Below are 17,638 nucleotides of genomic sequence, written 5' to 3'. Positions count from 1 at the left end.
CGGCTCATGGTTCCCATCCGTTGAACGAGGTAAACGCGGGCACGTTGTTGAGATCGGCAACGCAGCGCGCATCCAGCGCACCGGCATTGGCGGTTTCGATGAACTGCGCCATCAGCTTGGGGATGCAGCCCAGCGCCATGACGCTGTGTCCCTGGCCGGGTGCAACCAGATGCCGCCCATTGGGCAGTCCCTTGAGCACGGTGTCGGCGTAGCGTGGCGGCGTGACCGGATCCAGCTGACCGGACAACAGCAAGGCCGGCACCTGCGAACGCAGCGGCGCGGTGAAATCGGCGGCACGCTTGCCGCTGGGCCACACCGGACACGCGGCAAACACGCTGTGCGGGACATCCTCGCCCAGCAGCAATGCCTGGTGCTCGGGTGCGGGCCGATAACGGTCGGCATCTTCGGCACACACCACCGACCATTGCATGGGCTGGTTGATCTGCATGTCCATGTGCGACAACGCCATCAACGGCGCGTAGCGACCTGCCGCGGCTTCATCCAGCACCAGCGGCAGCAGGGCAGCGCTTTGTGGTGCATAGGAGAAGGTAAAGGCCAGACCGATCACCGCGTCGGCAGTCACCCGATCGCGCTTGATGGCGTTGGTGCGCAGGTCGCGATACTCCACTTCCGGCGACTCGGTCTTCAGCCGGTCCATGACGGTACGCAGCTGCGTGCGCACATCGGTGGGAAAGCGCGCGCGACAGGCCGCGATGGCACGGCATTGTTCGGACTGCAGGATCAAAGCATCTTCGAAGGTACGTGCGAACTCACCGCTGATCACCAGATCGCTGGGCGCAACGCCATCGAGCACGATGGTTCGCGTTTGTGCGGGATAGCGTTTGGCATAGTGCTGCGCCACGCGCGTTCCATAAGACACACCGATCAGGTCGATGCGTGGTGCACCCAGGGCAGCTCTGACGGCATCCAGATCGCCGATGGCTTCGGCAGTGGTGTAGTACCGCGGGTCGGTATGGCGTTGCAAGCCTTCCGCACATTGCTGCGCATAGGCCTTCAATTCTTCCGGACTGGACGCCATGCCGGCCTGCAATGGCTTGCCATCGGCTGTCTCGCACCGCAGGGGGTGAGATCCCCCGGTGCCGCGTTGATCGACCAGAAAAATGTCGCGATTTTTGCGTACCTCGCGTAACGCAGCCGCTGCGATGGCGGCAGCCTCGGTCGCCGATTGCCCCGGCCCACCGGCGATGAAGAACACCGGATCCGGCTTGTTGCCTGCGCCTGCATCGCTTTCCAACCAGGCAATCTTCAGGTCGATCCTGCGTCCTGTCGGTGCGGCCGGGTTTTCCGGCACGCGCAGGCTTGCGCACTGCGCTTCGATATTGCCGGCCGCGCTGCCGGAACTCAGCGTGCACGGGAAGAATTGCAGCGTGCCGTAGCGATTGGCTGCGGCCGTGCCGGTCTGCGTGGTTGCTGCACGTGGCTGCGTGCTGCCGGGTGCAGTTGCGCCAGCCTTGGTTGCAGCAGTCGCATCTTTCGCCGGTGTGTTTTCAGCAGGTTTGTCTGCACGCTGACATCCGGCAGCCAGCATCGCGATCAGCAATGCCGCTACCACTGTGGGTTGCTTCACCATGTTCACCATCTCTCCTGGTATTCCCTGTCCCCTGACGCCGCAGCCGGTCGGGTGTGACCGCTGCGACTACTGCCCGTCTTCAAACAGAAAGACGTGCTCGATCGATTCCCCGAACAAACGCGCGATGCGAAACGCCAACGGCAAACTGGGATCGTACTTACCGGTCTCCAGCGCATTGATGGTCTGCCGCGATACGCCCAGCCGTTCGCCCAGCTCGCCTTGCGACCAACCGCTGGCCTCGCGCAACTCGCGCACCCGGCTATTCATTGAAAACGTCGTGCATTGATGCTTTTGGTGATGCCGTAAATTCCGCACAACAGCGGAAACACCCACAGCATCGCCACCGTTGCGGGGATGTCGATCAGCTCGGCGGCCTGCAGAAACCCACCGGTCATATACGCGCCGCTGACCAGGCCGGCGGCAATGGCGATCGACTCCAGTTCGATCCGTCGCTGCATCTCGTCCGAGTCGCGCACGTAGCGCGCCACCGCGCGGATCACCAACGCCACCAACACTGCGGGCAACAACGCGATCAGCACGCGCGCCCAGTTCGGGTCCACGTGGGCCAGCAGGTATTTCCAGACCAGCATCACCACCACGTACAACATCATCGGCACGCCGAATTCGCGCTGATAACGCCGCGCCAATGCGGGACGCGTGCTGTCGCGCATGCTGCCGCGCGACAGCCAAAACAGCAGCGCCAGCAACAGGCACGACACGCCCGCACCTGCACACAACCCGGCAAGGTAAGCGCTCAGTGGCAGCAGCCGCCAATGGCCAAGCGCACCCACTACGATCAAGCCCAACCCCAGGCAGAGCGCGACCAGCGCGTTGCGGTTGTAGCTGGTCATGAGCTGCGCCTCTTCTGCACTGTTGCGCTCGATAACAGGCCAACGCTCTCCATCTCGGCACTGCCACGCATCCCCCGCTGCGCCGGCCACGCCGGTGCGCAATCCGATTGCCGATGCTGCTGATGCATCCCTTTCACCTGTCAAGTCAACTTGACAGGCACGATGCGCCGGGCGCGACCTTCTGTCAAGCACCCTTTACACATGCGGCTGTGTGCGGATTGCCGTGATCACCGACTCGACGATGGCGAGTGTGGGAATACCCAAAAGGCGCTAGTTCGGTACCCATAAGACGCTAGCGCGGCACCCATAAACGGCTAGTAGCGCCAGTTCGGACTCGACAGAGGGCTCGTACCTACCGAGACGTCTATTTGGATGGGCTTAAGGCATCGGCCGGTCGCACAATCATCTGCCTCGACTCGGCGGGCGATGTTCGGTGAACTGAGACGAGTGGTAGGGCCTGATTGGATGCCATTGCTTACCGGCTAACCACCAAGCCGAAAGCAACCGACCCAGGTAATCCATTGCCAGCCTCCCTTATCAGGACGCGACCACTCGACGTAACCCGGGCGGCACGACGCTATCTGAGTGCTCCGATGTACGTTGGTTGTTGATGGATTAGACGTGACATGTGAAGAAATCGGATTAGGCCAACAATCCTATCTCTCAGCCTGCAAGGCACATCAGGGCAGGCTCGTGTGCGTCGGCTTCGCATTCTTACCTCTACTGCACGCGCAGGTTCGAGCGGATTTTGACTGGATGCTCGTCCGCCGACCAACGTGCGTAACGTTTTTATAGCTGAGACCGGACCGAATCGGTAGAGAGCTACCGATTCGACACGAAATCAATTACAGCCCCCTTACGTCCTACTAACGGGCCCCTCTTCGCGTCGCATCGTTCTACTCATGCCAGGACAGCCCAATGATCCACATCAACTACTTCTTCGAATTCGAGAAACGAGACCGGTTTGGATGCCAGCGCTTCGGTCGCCGCCAACTTGCGACTTGCTTCATCCCAAGAGTGCTTCGCTCGCCAGCTCTTCGTGGGTCGGTAGAAGTTGTCTTGTCCTATTTCGATAAAATCCGCAGAGAGCAGATAGGAGCCTAGTCGCCGGTTGTGAACGCATTCCACCAAGATTGCATCCCAAGGAACAACGTGGTCAGCCAGATCCAGGAAGCCTTTGAACCATCCATTTCCACGTAGTTTCGGTGCGAGAGAAACGCTAGCAATGTCCAAAGTCGTCACTCCTCTCCCAATGAGAGGTAGTGACCAGCATGTTGATCGACGGATGTACAGCTTACGGTCCCGCTTGCTGAAGTCGATGCAGCGAGCAATCTTCCTGTGATCTACGAGTTGGGCCCAGGCAAAAAACTGTAGCTCAACGGAAGGAAGACAACGAATTGCGAGTTCGTTCTCCCAAGCATCATTCGAAATTTTGATCATTTCACCCTCATGGCATCTTTAGTTGTCGGTGAGCTCAAGCTTTGCAAGCAGAGCATCTCAACGTAAACGTTCCCGCAGTCTTTCGACAGTGAGGGCCGTCGAACTTGCTTTCCAGTAGCTTTCGACAGCGAATGCCTACAAGGGCCAGGACAAAGTGCTGGAAGCAGCAGGCCAGACCCTAAAAGCCTGTTTGAGGAAGTGACGCAGCGGCAGGCCGCCCAGACAGACAGCCTGCTCTCAGAGCCAGGCGCCGTTATCGCTGTTTGGCAGCACGGGCGACGGGCTCGATTGGCCCGCGCTTCGTGTTACTGGGCTCAATTCCCCTCAAGCGGGACGCCATCGCTGGTCCAGAAATAATCAAGATTCACCGTCTTGGCGTCTTTCATCTGCAGCACAACGGCTTCACCCGGTATTTCGGTCCAGCCATAGCCCAGCGCTTGATTTGATGCATCGCCGCCGGAAGCAGGCCACAGCCCCAGTTGGCCTGGATCGTCCGCGACAGGTGGCCGGGCTTCTAGCGAGGGCTGACTTGCTTCTGACAAGGGCTTGCGAGCTGCAATTCTGAGCACCACACGCTCAAGCTCGCCGGTTTTTGCAATCCTAAATTCCTTGACCACCCCCTTGTAGAGCACCGTCTCACCGCCCATGACGAAATCAGCTGTCAGCACCACAAAGCCCACGCCCGCCGGCCGAAGGAGGCGAAACCAGTCGGCTTGTTCTCGATCTCGCAGGACCTTATTGGCCCGCTTCCCGATGAACCACATGGCTACGGTGAGCAAGGATATGTAGGCGCCGATGCAGAATGGATGGTCACCCAGGGCGCGGGGCGCTTGGGCTGCTGCTGGCGTATTGAACCCTCCCAACAGCTGAATTACCGCCACCAAGTTAGGCCTGTGGGTGGCGGGCCAAGCGTGGGCAAGCAATTCCAGTACACCCAGGCCCATGACATGCGCAAGGATTGCGGCGATCAAGGCCACAGCCAAGCTCAGGCTCAGCTGCTGCTCCAGCCCTGTGGAAGGTGCGGTAGGACTGTGTAGTCGGGTGACCGCAAAAACGAAGGCGGCGCCGGGGAGAAGCAGAACAAGCGCGACGAGGACCGAGAGACTCAGCCCCACCCGCTCAGCCCTTTGCTGCGGCTACGGGCGGTCGCTCAGTTGCGATGGACACACCGCTCTTGCTCCGCATCACGCGCGTGTTGGCCGTGGACTGAGCCTCGATAACCATCTTCAGCACCTCCCTTGCCGAATCCCGGGAGGAAAGCATCTGCTCGGCGGTCTTGGATAGCGTCGCTTTGCCAGTGACTGTCTTCATGAGCTTTGTCTCTGTGGGTGCAGACCACTTGAGTATGCGCCCGGCCATATGGCTCGGGAAGCTGCTGGCCTGCAGGCCAGCAGTAGCGATTGTACAACGCTTAACGCTATGCAAAACTAGCAAAACTAGTCCACCCGCATATAAATTTTTTCCGCTATAAAACAATGGGTTATGGACACAAAAAGCCAAATTGACCTTTTCAGGAGCGAGATAGTCCACTTCGCTCGCCTTGGCGCTAGCGGTGATTCCGAGCGCATCAGGATCCAAGCCTTGCGACTGATCCGAGTTTTGCGAGCCGAAGGCGACGAGCTAGCGGAACTTTTGCAGCAGGTCGTGTTTCCGGCTCATGGCGCGCACGCGGATGTTCAAATGCGGTCGGTGTCACGCCGGGCCGATGCAGTGGTCACTCCCCCGCCCATGGATACCGACTCCAAGCTCGATCTGGTCCGAATCGAAGACGAGCCCAGCCCTACGCATGCGCTGATCTGGGATGACACAGTTGAACGCCAGGTCAAGCAGGTCATTGCCGAGCGTAAAGCGCACAAGCGGCTTCAGGAGAACGGCCTGTCGGCACCCAAGTCCATTCTGTTCAGCGGCCCCCCAGGCGTAGGAAAGACCGAGAGCGCGCGCCAGGTAGCAAGCGCGCTCGGCCTACCGCTGGTGGTTTTGGATCTGGCCACAATTCTCAGCTCACTCCTTGGCAAGTCCGGCAACAACCTACGGCAGGTGTTCGCCTATGCAAAGCGGACGCCCTGTGTACTGCTGCTTGATGAGATCGATGCCATCGCAAAACATCGAGACGACAACAGCGATATCGGTGAACTCAAGCGCCTGGTCACCGTCCTGCTACAAGAGATTGATCTTTGGCCCGCAACGCACCTACTCATCGCGGCGACCAACCACGTCCAGCTGCTGGACTCGGCTGTGTTGCGGCGCTTTGAACAGATCATTTCCTTTCCCAAGCCAAGCGCAACACAGCTCACCGCGTTGGGGCACTCACTCAGTAGCCAAGCGCCCTCGCGCGTGCCAGGGACATGGGCAGCCCTGTTGGCCGATCTGTTGGCTGGCACTTCTTACAGCGATTATGTGCGCGACCTCAATCGCGTTCGTCGCTCGACCGTGCTGGGTGGTCAGAAAGAAGGTGCGAGCGCCATCAAGGAGATTGTGGTGGAGCGCATTGAAGACTTACCGCGCGAAGCCCGCAAGCGCGTGGCCATTCGCTTGGTGAATGATGTAAAGCTGCCGCAGCGCGAGGCGAGCCGCATCACGAAGGTCGCCCGAGACACCCTCAAGAGTGCATTGCAAGGAGTCAGCAACAATGGCGGAACAACCGAAGTTCCTATTGGGGCAGGGTGAGACACTGACGAGCCCGAGCGAGTTCCGCTCGGGCCCGAGTGACGCGCAGGCACCCTACTCAATTCAAGTACAGAGAACACACCTGCGGCCGATGTTTGAAGCGCAGGCCGAAGGCTTCCAGGCGCTGCCTGAGGCCGCTTGCCCCGGCGGCAATGTCGTGTCCATGGTTACGCTGCATCCAAGCTACTACTCTCGCTCCAACTTCCCCGACGAGCTGTTACGCGAAGCTGGCCTTCGCTTTGTTGGCAGCATGCCAACATTCGTCAAGCCACGAAATGGACGCGGCCATGACCTTGCAGGCGGCGCTGCATCAACGGTGCTGTTCGTTGCAGGGACCAAGCAGTCGTTTCAGCACCTCGCCCGACGTGTACAGACGCTGCAGGAGGATGATCCGATTGCAGCGGACATCCTCAAAATCGAAGCTATCCATCCTCAGACCCGACAAGAGCGTATCCAGGCAGACTTGGCAAAGAATGAGTCCAACCTCGAAGTGGTTGTTCATTACGACCCGCTCCAAGACTACGTCTGGGAAGAACAGTTTGGCCAGTACGCCCAGGCCTGTGGCCTGAAGCTCGGGAAAAAGACGTACCAGTCGCGCGGACTGTGGTTCATCTCGGCACGCGGAACATCTGCGGCTGCCAAGCGTCTGGCCGACTTCTCCTTCGTCCGTGCAATCAGGCCCATGCCTGTCCTGCGTCCGGTGGATGCTCCCAAGCTTATGCGGGCAGCCAAGCCCATATCTAGAATCATTCTTCCTTTTGAAGGCCCCCTCGATCCCAACTGCAGAGTCGCCGTTTTCGACGGAGGATTGCCAGCTAATCATCCCTTCGGCCAATGGGCGTCCCGGTTCGAGCCGTCCCCTGGAGACGGAATCGGCGATGCTACCTCTGATGGATTGGGACACGGCCTTGGCGTGACCTCTGCGCTTCTGTTCGGCCACATGAAGCCGGGTCTACAGCCACGGCCTTACTGCCATGTGGATCATTACAGAGTGCTGGGCGCAGACACAGATGCGGGCATGTATAACGCCATGCTCTATGTGGACAAAATTCTCGGGGCGAGCGCTTATGAATTTGTCTCACTCAGTATCGGTCCCGAGGAAATCACCGGGCATGACAAGGTCAGCGCCTGGACTACGATGCTCGATGACCACTTTCACCAAGCCTCAATGCTGGGCACGATCGCGGTTGGCAACGACGGAGATCTTCCGCCACCGCGCAATCGAGTGCAGGTTCCGGGAGACTGCGTCAATGCCATTGCAGTCGGGGCCAGCGACAGTCACCACGAAGGTGGGAAGCGGGCGCCTTACAGTTCCATCGGCCCGGGCCGATCACCAAGCCTGGTCAAGCCTGACCTGGTGCATTTTGGCGGTGTGGACGATGACCAATTTAGCTTCCTCTTCCCAGGCGGCGTGCTAGCACAGTCAACTGGTACGAGCTTCTCGGCACCGAGCGTGATGCGTATCGCCACTGGCGTGCGAGCCCATTTCGGCCGATCTTTCACTCCACTAGCTGTGCGCGCTTTAATAATCCACAGTGCCGAGCGCGGGCAACATCCGCGAGATGAAGTGGGCTGGGGGCTGGCGCCCTCAGATGTCGCTGACATCGCGGTCTGCCCCGACAACAGCGTGCGAATTCTTTATCAGGGTACGCTGGCGCCCTCCAAAGTCAGCCGTGTTGCCATTCCGATCCCACCGGGTGGCCTCGCGGGCAAGGTTACGATTCGGGCTACCTTCTGTTATCTCAGCGAGACAGATGCACATGCCCCGGGGGACTACACCCGCGCAGGGCTCGGCGTCACTTTTCGGCCGCATTCGGGCAAGTTCCCCACCGCACCGAAGAAGGGGCCGCCGAACTGGAAGCCGCACCCGGACTTTCCGAAGAGCGATTCATTTTTCGAAGGTGTGGGACGTAAAACCGAGCAAGCCATGCGCACAGACGCGTTTAAGTGGGACACGGTCCGTGACGCCACGATCAGCAAGTACGGCAGCTCACTGAAAGACCCCATCTTCGATGTGCACTACATGGCGAGGCAACCAGGGCGAAAAACGGCACCCACCCGCCTTCCACCGCTTCGATACGCCTTGGTCGTGACCGTGACGGCCCCGAAGCATCCGTCCATCTACGACGACGTGCTGGCCGCTTATACAACCCTCAAACCGCTCCTACCGTTGGCCGAATTGCCGCTTCAGATCGGCGATGTCTAAGGGCGTGTGCACGCCAGAAATACGCCGTGCCGGCGGCCCGCAAGCCACACTGCCCGTTCTCTAACAAACGCGTGGTATGCTCAATCCATGAGTAACCATTACCGCCACGAGCCAGGTTTCCGAATACCGGCGTGATCGCAACGATCACGCCCCTGTAGCTCAATTGGTAGAGCAGCGGATTTATATCCCGTCAGCGCCAGATAAGCGGCAAGTGCCGGTTCGAGCCCGGCCAGGGGCACCATCCATTCTGTCATCGCACACGATGCTTTGGCCTTTGCCCGCCTTTGCCTTGATACTCACTCGTCAGCCCGGGTCGTAAGCCAGCATCCGTTGATCGACGCCAAAGCACTACAATTGATGCTCCTCTTTATTATAAGAGCGCCATGTACACCTCGGCGCTAATGCCATAGAGCAAGTGGGTAACGCTTTAGGTAGCCGATTTAAAACAAACAAGCATGTGAACATCATGATGACCTGGGGCGACTCAGATCCAACATAGACCATCGCTGCTATTGCAGAATGTACACCAGGCGTTGACAGCGACGCTTACTAGCTTAGCGGGAGTGGGTAAGAGCGGTTATCTAGCGCATGAGCTAACGAACAATAAGTATTCTGTTTTTAATGCAAACCATTTACAGAGGAAGAAATGACCAAAGAAGTCTCAGAAAGGACACGGTTAAGATGGGTCATGACCATCACAGACCTAATGACCAAAGCAACAGTTTTAGGCGTTCCTACACTTTATATAGTCGGAACTGCTTACCTACAGACCTTTTGGGGCGGCTTTGGCTTGAACGACGACCTCTTTGCTTACACAACCTCAGAGGTTCTGCGCGCAGGCGCTCTAGCAGGCACAGGAACCTTTGGAATCGCAATCAGTAGCAAAGCATTTTTAATTATAGTCGCGTTTCTCACGTTACCCTCGCTCATAATAATACTTCTTATGCAGTTTGGCGTAACCTCCATAGCAAAATTCCGCATATGGAAAAAAAGGGTTCGTCGCCGTCGGCAGCTACAATCATTTGGCATTGAAAATTCTTACAAGCTGAAAAAAAGAGGTGTCAGGGGACAGATAATTTCTTCCCTTAACCGCGCAATGGATGCATGGTCAGGAATTTCAATGGCAGTACTAGCACCTCTTTTTATCATGATAATTTTATTATCGATATTGATTCAACCTGCCGGCATGCTTGGCACACAGCATGCTGTGGAGGGTCGGCGCCAAGTTGAAAAAATTATTAAGATGAGATCTGAAGCTATCCTCGCCACTACTGAATCCGACAGATCGACAAGATATATTATGCTGCAGTGTAGTGCAGCTGCATGTGGTTTGTATGATGGTGAAAAAATAATTGTTTTAGCTCGGACGGCGATCCGGGAGTTTCAACGCTGCGAGAAAATTGCGAGAGCTTCACAGCACGGCATTCTTTGCCTGGATCAGATTCAAAAAAATTAGTTTTAATTTTTAACTAGTCAAACGCAAGATCAGCAATTTTTATTACTTCTCCCGCCACCTTCTTAAAAGCCAACCTAATCTTCTAATGAAATGAGCAGGATGGCTAGAAGTTAAACCAAGGATCGATTAGCGCCGCAGCCTTCTTGGATTTGGTGATTTGCGCAGCTCTTTATGCGGCGGATTTTACTAACTTATCGCCCACCACAATCTCCGGCAAAAAACTCCGCTTTATATCCCATTATTTGTGGAGAAATCAATGACTTAGTTGACTTTCCAGTCTCCGGGGCTTCATAGTCGCCTGAAGGAAGCTTACGGGCATCACAGGCGTGCGTAGACCATCTTCGGCAGACATAGAAGCGAGATTACTTCAGGAATATGGAGTGCTACTCAGCTCAGCAGACGCAGCACAAGTACTTCGCTATCCGAGCGCTAACGCCCTAACCAAGGCACGCCGAAAGGGCACTCTGACGCTGCCCATGATGCGGATTGCTAATCGCCGCGGCTGGTGGACAACGCCGCAGGAAGTTGCTCATTACCTCACCGCCTTGGCTCCTGAAAATCGCCCGAATCGTGAGGAGGCAGCGCAGGAGCAAAGCTGATTAATTCTCAAGAAATTCGAGAGCTGAGGTACATGAGCCACACCCAACATGAGAGGTGAAATCAGATGAACTAGGCCAATTACGTGCGCGTACCACACAATTCCGGGCCCTGAAGGCAGACAGGCCCCAGTTCTCGCCAAAGAACTGAAGCCCGAAACGCAGTGAAGCTTAGCCTGCTTGACTGCAAGACTGCATGAGGCGACCGCCCCATGTCAACACGCTTTGATCGCGTGGCGGGCGGCGTTTGCCCGGATCCCCTCAAACCAGATATCTCCCCTTTTATGGGGAGGTATTGGCTTCAGGACGATCCAATGCCAGCACCCAATCCAATCTCAAGCAATATCCGCTGGACAGATCTACCACGCCGCCCCAACAACGGTGTGCCTAAGTACCAGCTCTTCATCGAACCCCCAGCTGTTGCGCAGATACGTGTCCGTCGCCTCGTGCATCGAGGCGCTCCGCGCCCGGTGTACAAGTTTTGGTCCATTAAGCTCAACCGCATCGTGCAATGCGAATCCCTACTCGAGGTCGAAGTAGGGCAACTTCTCGATGCTTCGCCTGGCGTTACCTACTTCGGTGAACAGCCTGTTGTTATCCACTATTTCGAATACGGACAATGGCAGCGGCATATCCCGGACTTCTGCATGCAAATGCAACGGTCCCGGGAGTTCATTGAGGTTAAATATACGCATACGGTTGACCAAGAGACCGAGCGTCGTACAAATACGCTAATACATCAGCTTGCACGCCACGGCTGGGGCTATCGGTTGCTCACCGAGTCCGAGGTCCACCGCGGATCTTGGTTGTCGAATGCACAGGTACTACTACGCAGAGGACGCGAAGCAGCCAACACGCTTTGGTCGCTGCATGCGTATGAGCAGGTACGCCAACGGTGTCGCAATTTTCTTGGCGATTTCGGATGGACTAAGACTGAAAGCCAGGACGCAGTCTGGATAGCGAATGAGCTGATCCGAGGAACCCTTTTAGTCGATCGATCGAGCCCCCTCACCGCGCTAACCCCGGTAACGCTTCCAAGCCACGAACGGATGGGGAGAGCGCTCCCATGGTGAGTGGCTTTTTTCAGGTTGGTCAGCGATTCTTCCAAGAAGGCCAAGAGTATCGATTCATGCGCAAGGTAGAGCCTGATCTGTGGACCTTCGAGAATATCTCCACTGGAAGCTGGCAAGAAAAAACGGTAGATCAGCTACTTTCATATTGGACAGAAGGTAAGCTCCACGTCGCCGGAATTGCTAATGACGGTGCTGCAACGGCCCGCACGAGTGCGTATCAGGACGCAGCGATAGAGGCTTTTCGTCAATCCTATCCGTCGATCCTGTGGCAGCGAGCGCAAGCAAAACTTCTCTACGTGCGTCGCCTTCAACGCACTCCTCTTACAGAAGCAATTGCGAGGCCGCTGATAGAGGAAATCCATAATGACAAGAGGTTGTGGAAGCAAGGTCAGATCTTTCGTGGTCCTCCCCACTTCACGACCGTGGCGAAGTGGCGAAGAAGATACTTTGATGCAGGTGAAGACATTCGTGCCCTGTGTGATCGGTTCCATGAAAAGGGAAACGAGAAGTCTCGCTTCGGAAATGAGGTCGACGCTCTGGCCGACGACGTGCTCGATACAACGTATCTGCAACCAGAGCGCCCCTCAATTGCGAGCTGCTTAGAGATCTTGCGCGGACGCATCGCACGTCTCAATCAAATGCGATTGCCAAGTGAACGTCTGGCCAGACCTGGCTTCGCTTATCTCAAACACAAGATAGGCCGGCTGAATCCCTACGACGTCTGTGCAGCACGCTACGGAAAGCGACACGCTGAGATTAAATTCCGCTCTGCCGGCATGGGGCCGCAGGCAGGTGCTCCTCTGAAGCGGGCTGACATCGATCACTGCCGAATGGACGTGATGGTTGTCGATGACAACACAGGACTCCCGCTCGGGAGGCCGTGGCTCACCCTGGTGCTCGATGAGGCAACCCGTTATATCTTGGGTTTCAATATTGGCTTCGAAGAACCCAGCGTCGTCAGCGTCAGCCGGGCAGTGCGATGTGCCCTCATGCCAAAGGCTCAGCTATTAGCTGATTGCCCTGATCTGGCAAACGGCTGGGACGCTTGGGGTGTCATTGAAATCCTTGTCGCAGACAATGGGCTAGAGTTTCACGCTGGCACCCTTGACAATGCAATCGGTCGCTTCGGCATGGTTCTGCAGTTCTGCCCGCGTCGCAAGCCTTGGTTCAAAGGCAAAATCGAGCGGTTCTTCGGCACGCTCAACGTAGGCCTTATCAACTGGCTACCCGGGAAGACATTCTCGAACGTGGTTGACAAGTGCGATTATGACTCTGCTAAGCACGCGATCGTTGGCTTGTCTGCGCTGAAGCGCATCGTGCTGACTTGGATCGTCGACATCTATCATCAAAAAAAACACCGTGGGATCGGCATGAGCCCCGCAGGCGCGTGGCGTGAGCAAATCGCAGGAGTCGAACGCTGGTTGCCGCCTTCATCGCTCGCTGTCGAGAGCGCCTTCAGTCGTAGCGATACCCGGCGACTAACCCACGTAGGAATTGAGTATTCCGGGCTGCTATATAACAGCCGCGATCTACGCTTGTTGCGTGAACTCCATGGCAGCGAGATCACGGTCGAAATCAAGGTGATGGATGAAGACATTGGCAGCATCGTTGTGGTCGTGCCCAACTCGACGGAGATCATCCGAGTGCCGGCATTGAACCAAGCCTACGCTGCCGGCCTAACTCGTTGGCAGCACCAGGTATGCAGACGCTATCAGCAGCGAATCAGCGAAGACGACAGGCTAGACATCGCTCTGCTTGATGCACGCGAACGCATACGACGAACGTTGGAGCAGGAACGCAAGCGTGGCAAGCCTCTGCCCAACTTCGTAGGACGATTCGAGGAGACGGGAGCCGTTGTTGCAGAAAAAGTAGCGCGCCCAGTCTCCGGTGCGCCGCTATCTGAGTCGCCCTCCCTGCCAACACAAGCGGAAGTGGAAAGGCCGAGCTTTCAGATCGGGGCAGAGGCAGAAGAGTTCATCCCTGATCTTGCAAGTCGTCGCGTCATATCTACATTGGGGGCCAGTCATGCCGAAGAATGATCCTCAGAACCTCCTCGGCCTGGTCGCCTCAATCCGAGTTGATCACGCAGCTTACACCCTGGGGTACGAGGCCCTGCGCGATGCCCTGAGGTCCGTCGGAAGCTCGGCCAACCCCATCTGTCTACATATCGTAGGTGATACCCGAACGGGCAAATCGACGCTCTTGGAGGATTTCATCCAGCAGCACGGGCGAAAAGTTACATGCGAGGGAAGTCGGCAAGCGGTGGTGTACGTCAAAGTGCCAGACAAAGGTACGGTTAAAGGCTTGCTAGAGCGGTTACTTCGCGCCCTAGGTGATCCGCATTGGCACCGCGGCTCCGAGACCAATCAGACCCATCGGGTGCTCACCCTTCTGGAAAGAGTTCGCTGCCGAATGATCATTTTAGATGAGTTTCAGCATTTGTCTGATAAAGGGCAGAAGAAGCAGCTACGCAGCACTGCTGACTGGCTCAAGACGATGGTAGATAGCAAGCAGTGGGCCTTGGTGGCGGCAGGGCTGCCAGAATCTGCCTCCGTTATTCAAAGTAACCGCCAACTTCGCGAGCGCTTCGATGCACCTATCGTTTTGCCCATGTTTGACTGGCGCCAGGTTGACCAGCGCGTGCAATTTCGTGCTGTTCTCAAGGTCTTCCAGTCGCAATTGTCTTCCTTGCAGCTGCCAGATTTGGTTAGCACACCGATGGCGCTCCGTATGTACTTGGCCACTGCCGGACGCATTGGAATCGTAGCAAAGCTATTGGATCGTGCTGTCAGAAATGCTGTTAAGAGTGGTAGCCATGACATTTCATGCGCGGCATTGGGTAAGGCATTTGCTGAGGTTGTCTGGTACGCCAATCGCTTCCCTCACGAAGGAGGGCCGTTTTGCTCGCGGCTAGATGAGCACTGTAGCGCGCACTTGCTCGACCATGTAATTGCCATCGCCAGCGAGGATAGTTACTCCGATCACAGCGGCGAGATCCAGGTGGTCTCTAACGAATCTGACCGGTCAGTTCCCAGCCAATCCGATGCCAAGCGAAAAGCCAAGCGCTCTGTTCGCCAAGTCAAGGCAGCTTTGCGAGGCGCTGCATGAGACTGGTGGTGACGCCAGCACCACTGGCAACCGAATGTGTAACGGGCTATCTCCACACCCTGTGTGCCCACAACGGCTACCCACGGCCTTCTTTTCTGCTTACCGGCCTAATCAGCGTCGGTAAGAACAGCTTCAAACAGGTGACGCCAGCTCTGCTTCAAGAGCTGTCCGGTCTACCCCTCAGTGTGGCAAAGCGCCTATGCTTTGAGGGCCCCAAGCGTAGTTCGCGCCTCATGTCGCGACTGCTGGGCCAGCTTATCCACACTAGCCAGCTGCGCATGGATATCTTTGCGATCTGCCCAGCCTGCATAGCGGAGGGCGGCCGACATGAGGCAGCCTGGCACTTAGATCTCGTCGGTTGGTGTCCGCGTCACGGTCTGCGGCTGCTTCAAAAGTGCGAAATCTGCGACCGCGATTTGGAGTGGAATAGGCCGACTCTGGGCAAGTGCTCCTGCGGTGCCGATCTTACCAAGCAGGGACACCATGGCCAGGTCTGCCCGCCCGCTCTGGCACGTCTAGTCCAAGCCATAGAAGCCTCGCTCTATCGAAGGATTGATGTACGACCGTATCCGGCAAAAATGCAACACCTGGCACATCTAACTCCGTATGCGCTTAGCCGCTTGATTGCCGTGTTATCGGAACAGTTCACGCCGACAGGATCCGTATTACTTGAAGGTCGCAAGAGGGGCCGGAACGTCACGGCTGATCAGCTTGAGAAGGTGGCTGAACTATTGGACGACTGGCCTCGCGGCTTTCAACGATTTCTGGCCCTGCGGTATGGGAAGGAGGCGCTGGAAGAAAAAGATGGCGCGGGATTTCGACAAGCATTCCATTGGGCGCTCAACACGTTATCCACCGCAGAGGCGTCCGCTGGCCCCATAGAATTCGGATTTTTAAGGGATCAGCTCTATCGCTTCGGTGAAAATTACCTTCCTCGCGAGCAACTTGTCAGAGGAGACCGTATTCGTCGTCCCATCGCGACTTCTTGGGGCGCCCTCTTAGACGTCGCCCTTGAGGCTAATGCCGATCCAAGGGCATTGGTCAAAGCAATGCGAGAGGACCACGCACTTTCTGTGCAGACAGACTACAGGCGGCTAAATCGAAATCTCATCGTTGATCCGCGGTGGCTTGGGAAATACAAGATTTCGCAATATGCCCCCATTCATGAACGAGATGCCGCCGACACGATTGGCATCTCTGCGTCACTGCTGAGTACATTTCGAAAAAGTGGCATCTACGAATCCCATTTCTATGCGCGGAGCATCGGCGGATACTCTGAAGAGGACGTTGGTAGATTTGCCAAGATCCTGTCCGATCTCACAGCTCAGTACTCAATAGATGCGACGCCCGGCGGCATTACGTTAGACGGAATCAGTCTCAGAACTACCAAGAGCCTAGAGCTACGCACAGAGCTTATGGTCAAGCTTCAAATCCAGCATCCCGACGTTTGGAGCCGACAAAGGACGACGGTCGATGACCATGGCGAGGTCGAGGTGTGGGTTTATGGCCATAACCCGGCCATCGTGGGGAGGGCTTCAGCAGAGAACGATCCAAGACTACTGGTCCGCTATCCAAGCGGTAACATCGTGACTGCTCAATCAGCGTCAGATATGGCGGCACTACTCATAGAAGATGGCTTCAAACAGCACGATGTCGCATTGGCACGACCTGGGGGCGACATCACCTCACCAGATAAGCAGACGTCCCAAACTTTTCTACGCGTCTGGGACGAAGAGTGGAAGCGTCTGGCGGCATTACAGGAACGCATTTCATCTGGATTTCCGGATTGGTTCGATGCGCGCAAGGTCTCGCGCTTGCTCCGCCTAGATGATCCAAGAAATATCACAAAGCTGGAAGCGCAGGGCAAGTTGCTGGGTATCCTGCTCCCCGTCTGGGGCCAGCGCATATATCCAACGTTTCAGTTCGATGCTACAACTCTCAAGCCGCAGATTGCTGAGCTGCTATCGTATCTTCCTCGCGATCCCAATGGTTGGGCGCAGGCTATCTGGCTAATCTCGAGTAACAAGCAGCTTGGGGGATCAGCGCCGATCGATATGGCAGAAGATTTGGCCGCCCTAACTCAAGCCGCAAGCTCCCTGAGCAATGCCTGCAGGAATTAGATCAGGGTTGCACCTGACGACCTATTTCTGGGTAGTGAATGAGTCGATGCCGCTGGATGCGAGCTAATCAACTTGGGGCTGGCCACTCGATTTCACTAGTGGCACAACCGTGCGGAGCAGCCCCGGGAGCCTGCTACTAGGTGGCCTAGAAATGACCAAGCTAAGCTCGTGGCTGGCGCGAGATCTACTTCACATCGCACTCGAAGCAGATTGGCTCGCTGCCGCCGAGATAAAAATTCAAGCCAAGTTTTCCACATTCGGTACAGTCAAACGCTTCTGGCTCTAGCCCACAATTTGAGCACTTAGGGAAGGTCTGAATAACGCGGCCTGAGAGCGCGGAATGTCGCGTCGTTGCGGAGAGTCGCGTTTGGATCTTCGGAGTTTGGCCATTTCTGGCGCTTTCCGTGGGAAATCCCCGGGTTACAGGCGCACGCTCCCCATGGCAGGCAGTAACTGCTTTCGCTTCATCCACAGATTGGAGAGCGCAAACAAGGTCAGCACGTGTGCGGTGTTCTTGGCCAGGCCGCGAT

The 17,638-nt window shown here is 56.6% G+C and carries 13 protein-coding genes, 1 tRNA gene and 1 pseudogene; 8 read left to right on the top strand and 7 right to left on the bottom strand.

The features are described 5' to 3' along the window. Window positions 1–4 precede the first annotated feature (4 nt). The 6 genes from FFY45_RS05540 to FFY45_RS05515 form a co-directional block, all read right to left on the bottom strand. On the bottom strand, window positions 5–1,597 hold the full coding sequence (locus FFY45_RS05540; RefSeq protein WP_176339690.1) for an alpha/beta fold hydrolase: 1,593 nt from the start codon (window positions 1,595–1,597) through the stop codon (window positions 5–7). Between the two features lie 60 nt (window positions 1,598–1,657). Further along, window positions 1,658–1,858, bottom strand: a complete 201-nt coding sequence (locus FFY45_RS05535; RefSeq protein ID WP_006449488.1) for a helix-turn-helix transcriptional regulator — start codon at window positions 1,856–1,858, stop codon at window positions 1,658–1,660. After that, window positions 1,855–2,442, bottom strand: a complete 588-nt coding sequence (locus FFY45_RS05530) for a hypothetical protein (RefSeq protein WP_176339689.1) — start codon at window positions 2,440–2,442, stop codon at window positions 1,855–1,857. Before FFY45_RS05530 ends, FFY45_RS05535 begins: the two co-directional genes overlap by 4 nt. 900 nt (window positions 2,443–3,342) lie before the next feature. Continuing rightward, the gene (locus tag FFY45_RS05525; RefSeq protein WP_176339688.1) at window positions 3,343–3,882 is read right to left on the bottom strand and encodes a hypothetical protein; all 540 of its coding nucleotides are present in this window, start codon (window positions 3,880–3,882) and stop codon (window positions 3,343–3,345) included. A gap of 314 nt (window positions 3,883–4,196) precedes the next feature. After that, window positions 4,197–4,859, bottom strand: coding sequence for a hypothetical protein (locus FFY45_RS05520; protein ID WP_176339687.1), 663 nt, complete (start codon window positions 4,857–4,859; stop codon window positions 4,197–4,199). 142 nt (window positions 4,860–5,001) lie between these two features. After that, window positions 5,002–5,412: a hypothetical protein gene (locus FFY45_RS05515; protein WP_176339686.1), complete on the bottom strand. Its 411-nt coding sequence runs from the start codon at window positions 5,410–5,412 to the stop codon at window positions 5,002–5,004. A 51-nt stretch (window positions 5,413–5,463) separates the two neighbouring features. Here FFY45_RS05515 and FFY45_RS05510 point away from each other — a divergent pair, with 51 nt between their 5' ends. The 8 genes from FFY45_RS05510 (at window position 5,464) to FFY45_RS05475 (ending at window position 17,108) form a co-directional block, all read left to right on the top strand. Then, window positions 5,464–6,549 carry an AAA family ATPase gene (locus FFY45_RS05510; protein ID WP_176339685.1) on the top strand — a complete coding sequence of 362 codons (1,086 nt, stop codon included), beginning with the start codon at window positions 5,464–5,466 and terminating at the stop codon, window positions 6,547–6,549. Next, window positions 6,512–8,755: a S8 family peptidase gene (locus FFY45_RS05505; RefSeq protein ID WP_176339684.1), complete on the top strand. Its 2,244-nt coding sequence runs from the start codon at window positions 6,512–6,514 to the stop codon at window positions 8,753–8,755. Before FFY45_RS05510 ends, FFY45_RS05505 begins: the two co-directional genes overlap by 38 nt. Window positions 8,756–8,903: 148 nt before the next feature. Continuing rightward, window positions 8,904–8,996: transfer RNA gene (locus FFY45_RS05500), tRNA-Ile, on the top strand. Window positions 8,997–9,443: 447 nt separating this feature from the next. Continuing rightward, entirely contained in the window at window positions 9,444–10,211 is a 768-nt protein-coding gene (locus FFY45_RS05495) for a hypothetical protein (protein ID WP_176339683.1), read from the top strand. Window positions 10,212–11,019: 808 nt separating this feature from the next. Beyond that, on the top strand, window positions 11,020–11,880 hold the full coding sequence (locus tag FFY45_RS05490; RefSeq protein ID WP_176339682.1) for a TnsA endonuclease N-terminal domain-containing protein: 861 nt from the start codon (window positions 11,020–11,022) through the stop codon (window positions 11,878–11,880). Between the two features lie 56 nt (window positions 11,881–11,936). Further along, entirely contained in the window at window positions 11,937–13,919 is a 1,983-nt protein-coding gene (locus FFY45_RS05485; protein ID WP_176339681.1) for a TnsB C-terminal domain-containing protein, read from the top strand. Next, on the top strand, window positions 13,906–14,988 hold the full coding sequence (locus FFY45_RS05480; RefSeq protein ID WP_176339680.1) for a TniB family NTP-binding protein: 1,083 nt from the start codon (window positions 13,906–13,908) through the stop codon (window positions 14,986–14,988). The genes FFY45_RS05485 and FFY45_RS05480 overlap by 14 nt, the downstream gene beginning before the upstream one ends. Beyond that, window positions 14,985–17,108: a TniQ family protein gene (locus FFY45_RS05475; protein WP_176339679.1), complete on the top strand. Its 2,124-nt coding sequence runs from the start codon at window positions 14,985–14,987 to the stop codon at window positions 17,106–17,108. The genes FFY45_RS05480 and FFY45_RS05475 overlap by 4 nt, the downstream gene beginning before the upstream one ends. Window positions 17,109–17,528: 420 nt before the next feature. On the opposite strand, the pseudogene FFY45_RS05470 reads toward FFY45_RS05475, so the two are convergent. Beyond that, window positions 17,529–17,638 (bottom strand): annotated as a pseudogene (locus FFY45_RS05470) (IS5/IS1182 family transposase); the annotation flags it as partial.

Source organism: Xanthomonas hortorum, from assembly GCF_011305375.1.
In the GTDB taxonomy this organism is placed as follows: Bacteria; Pseudomonadota; Gammaproteobacteria; order Xanthomonadales; family Xanthomonadaceae; genus Xanthomonas; species Xanthomonas hortorum_E.
This window is presented reverse-complemented; position numbering and strand designations above follow the sequence as displayed.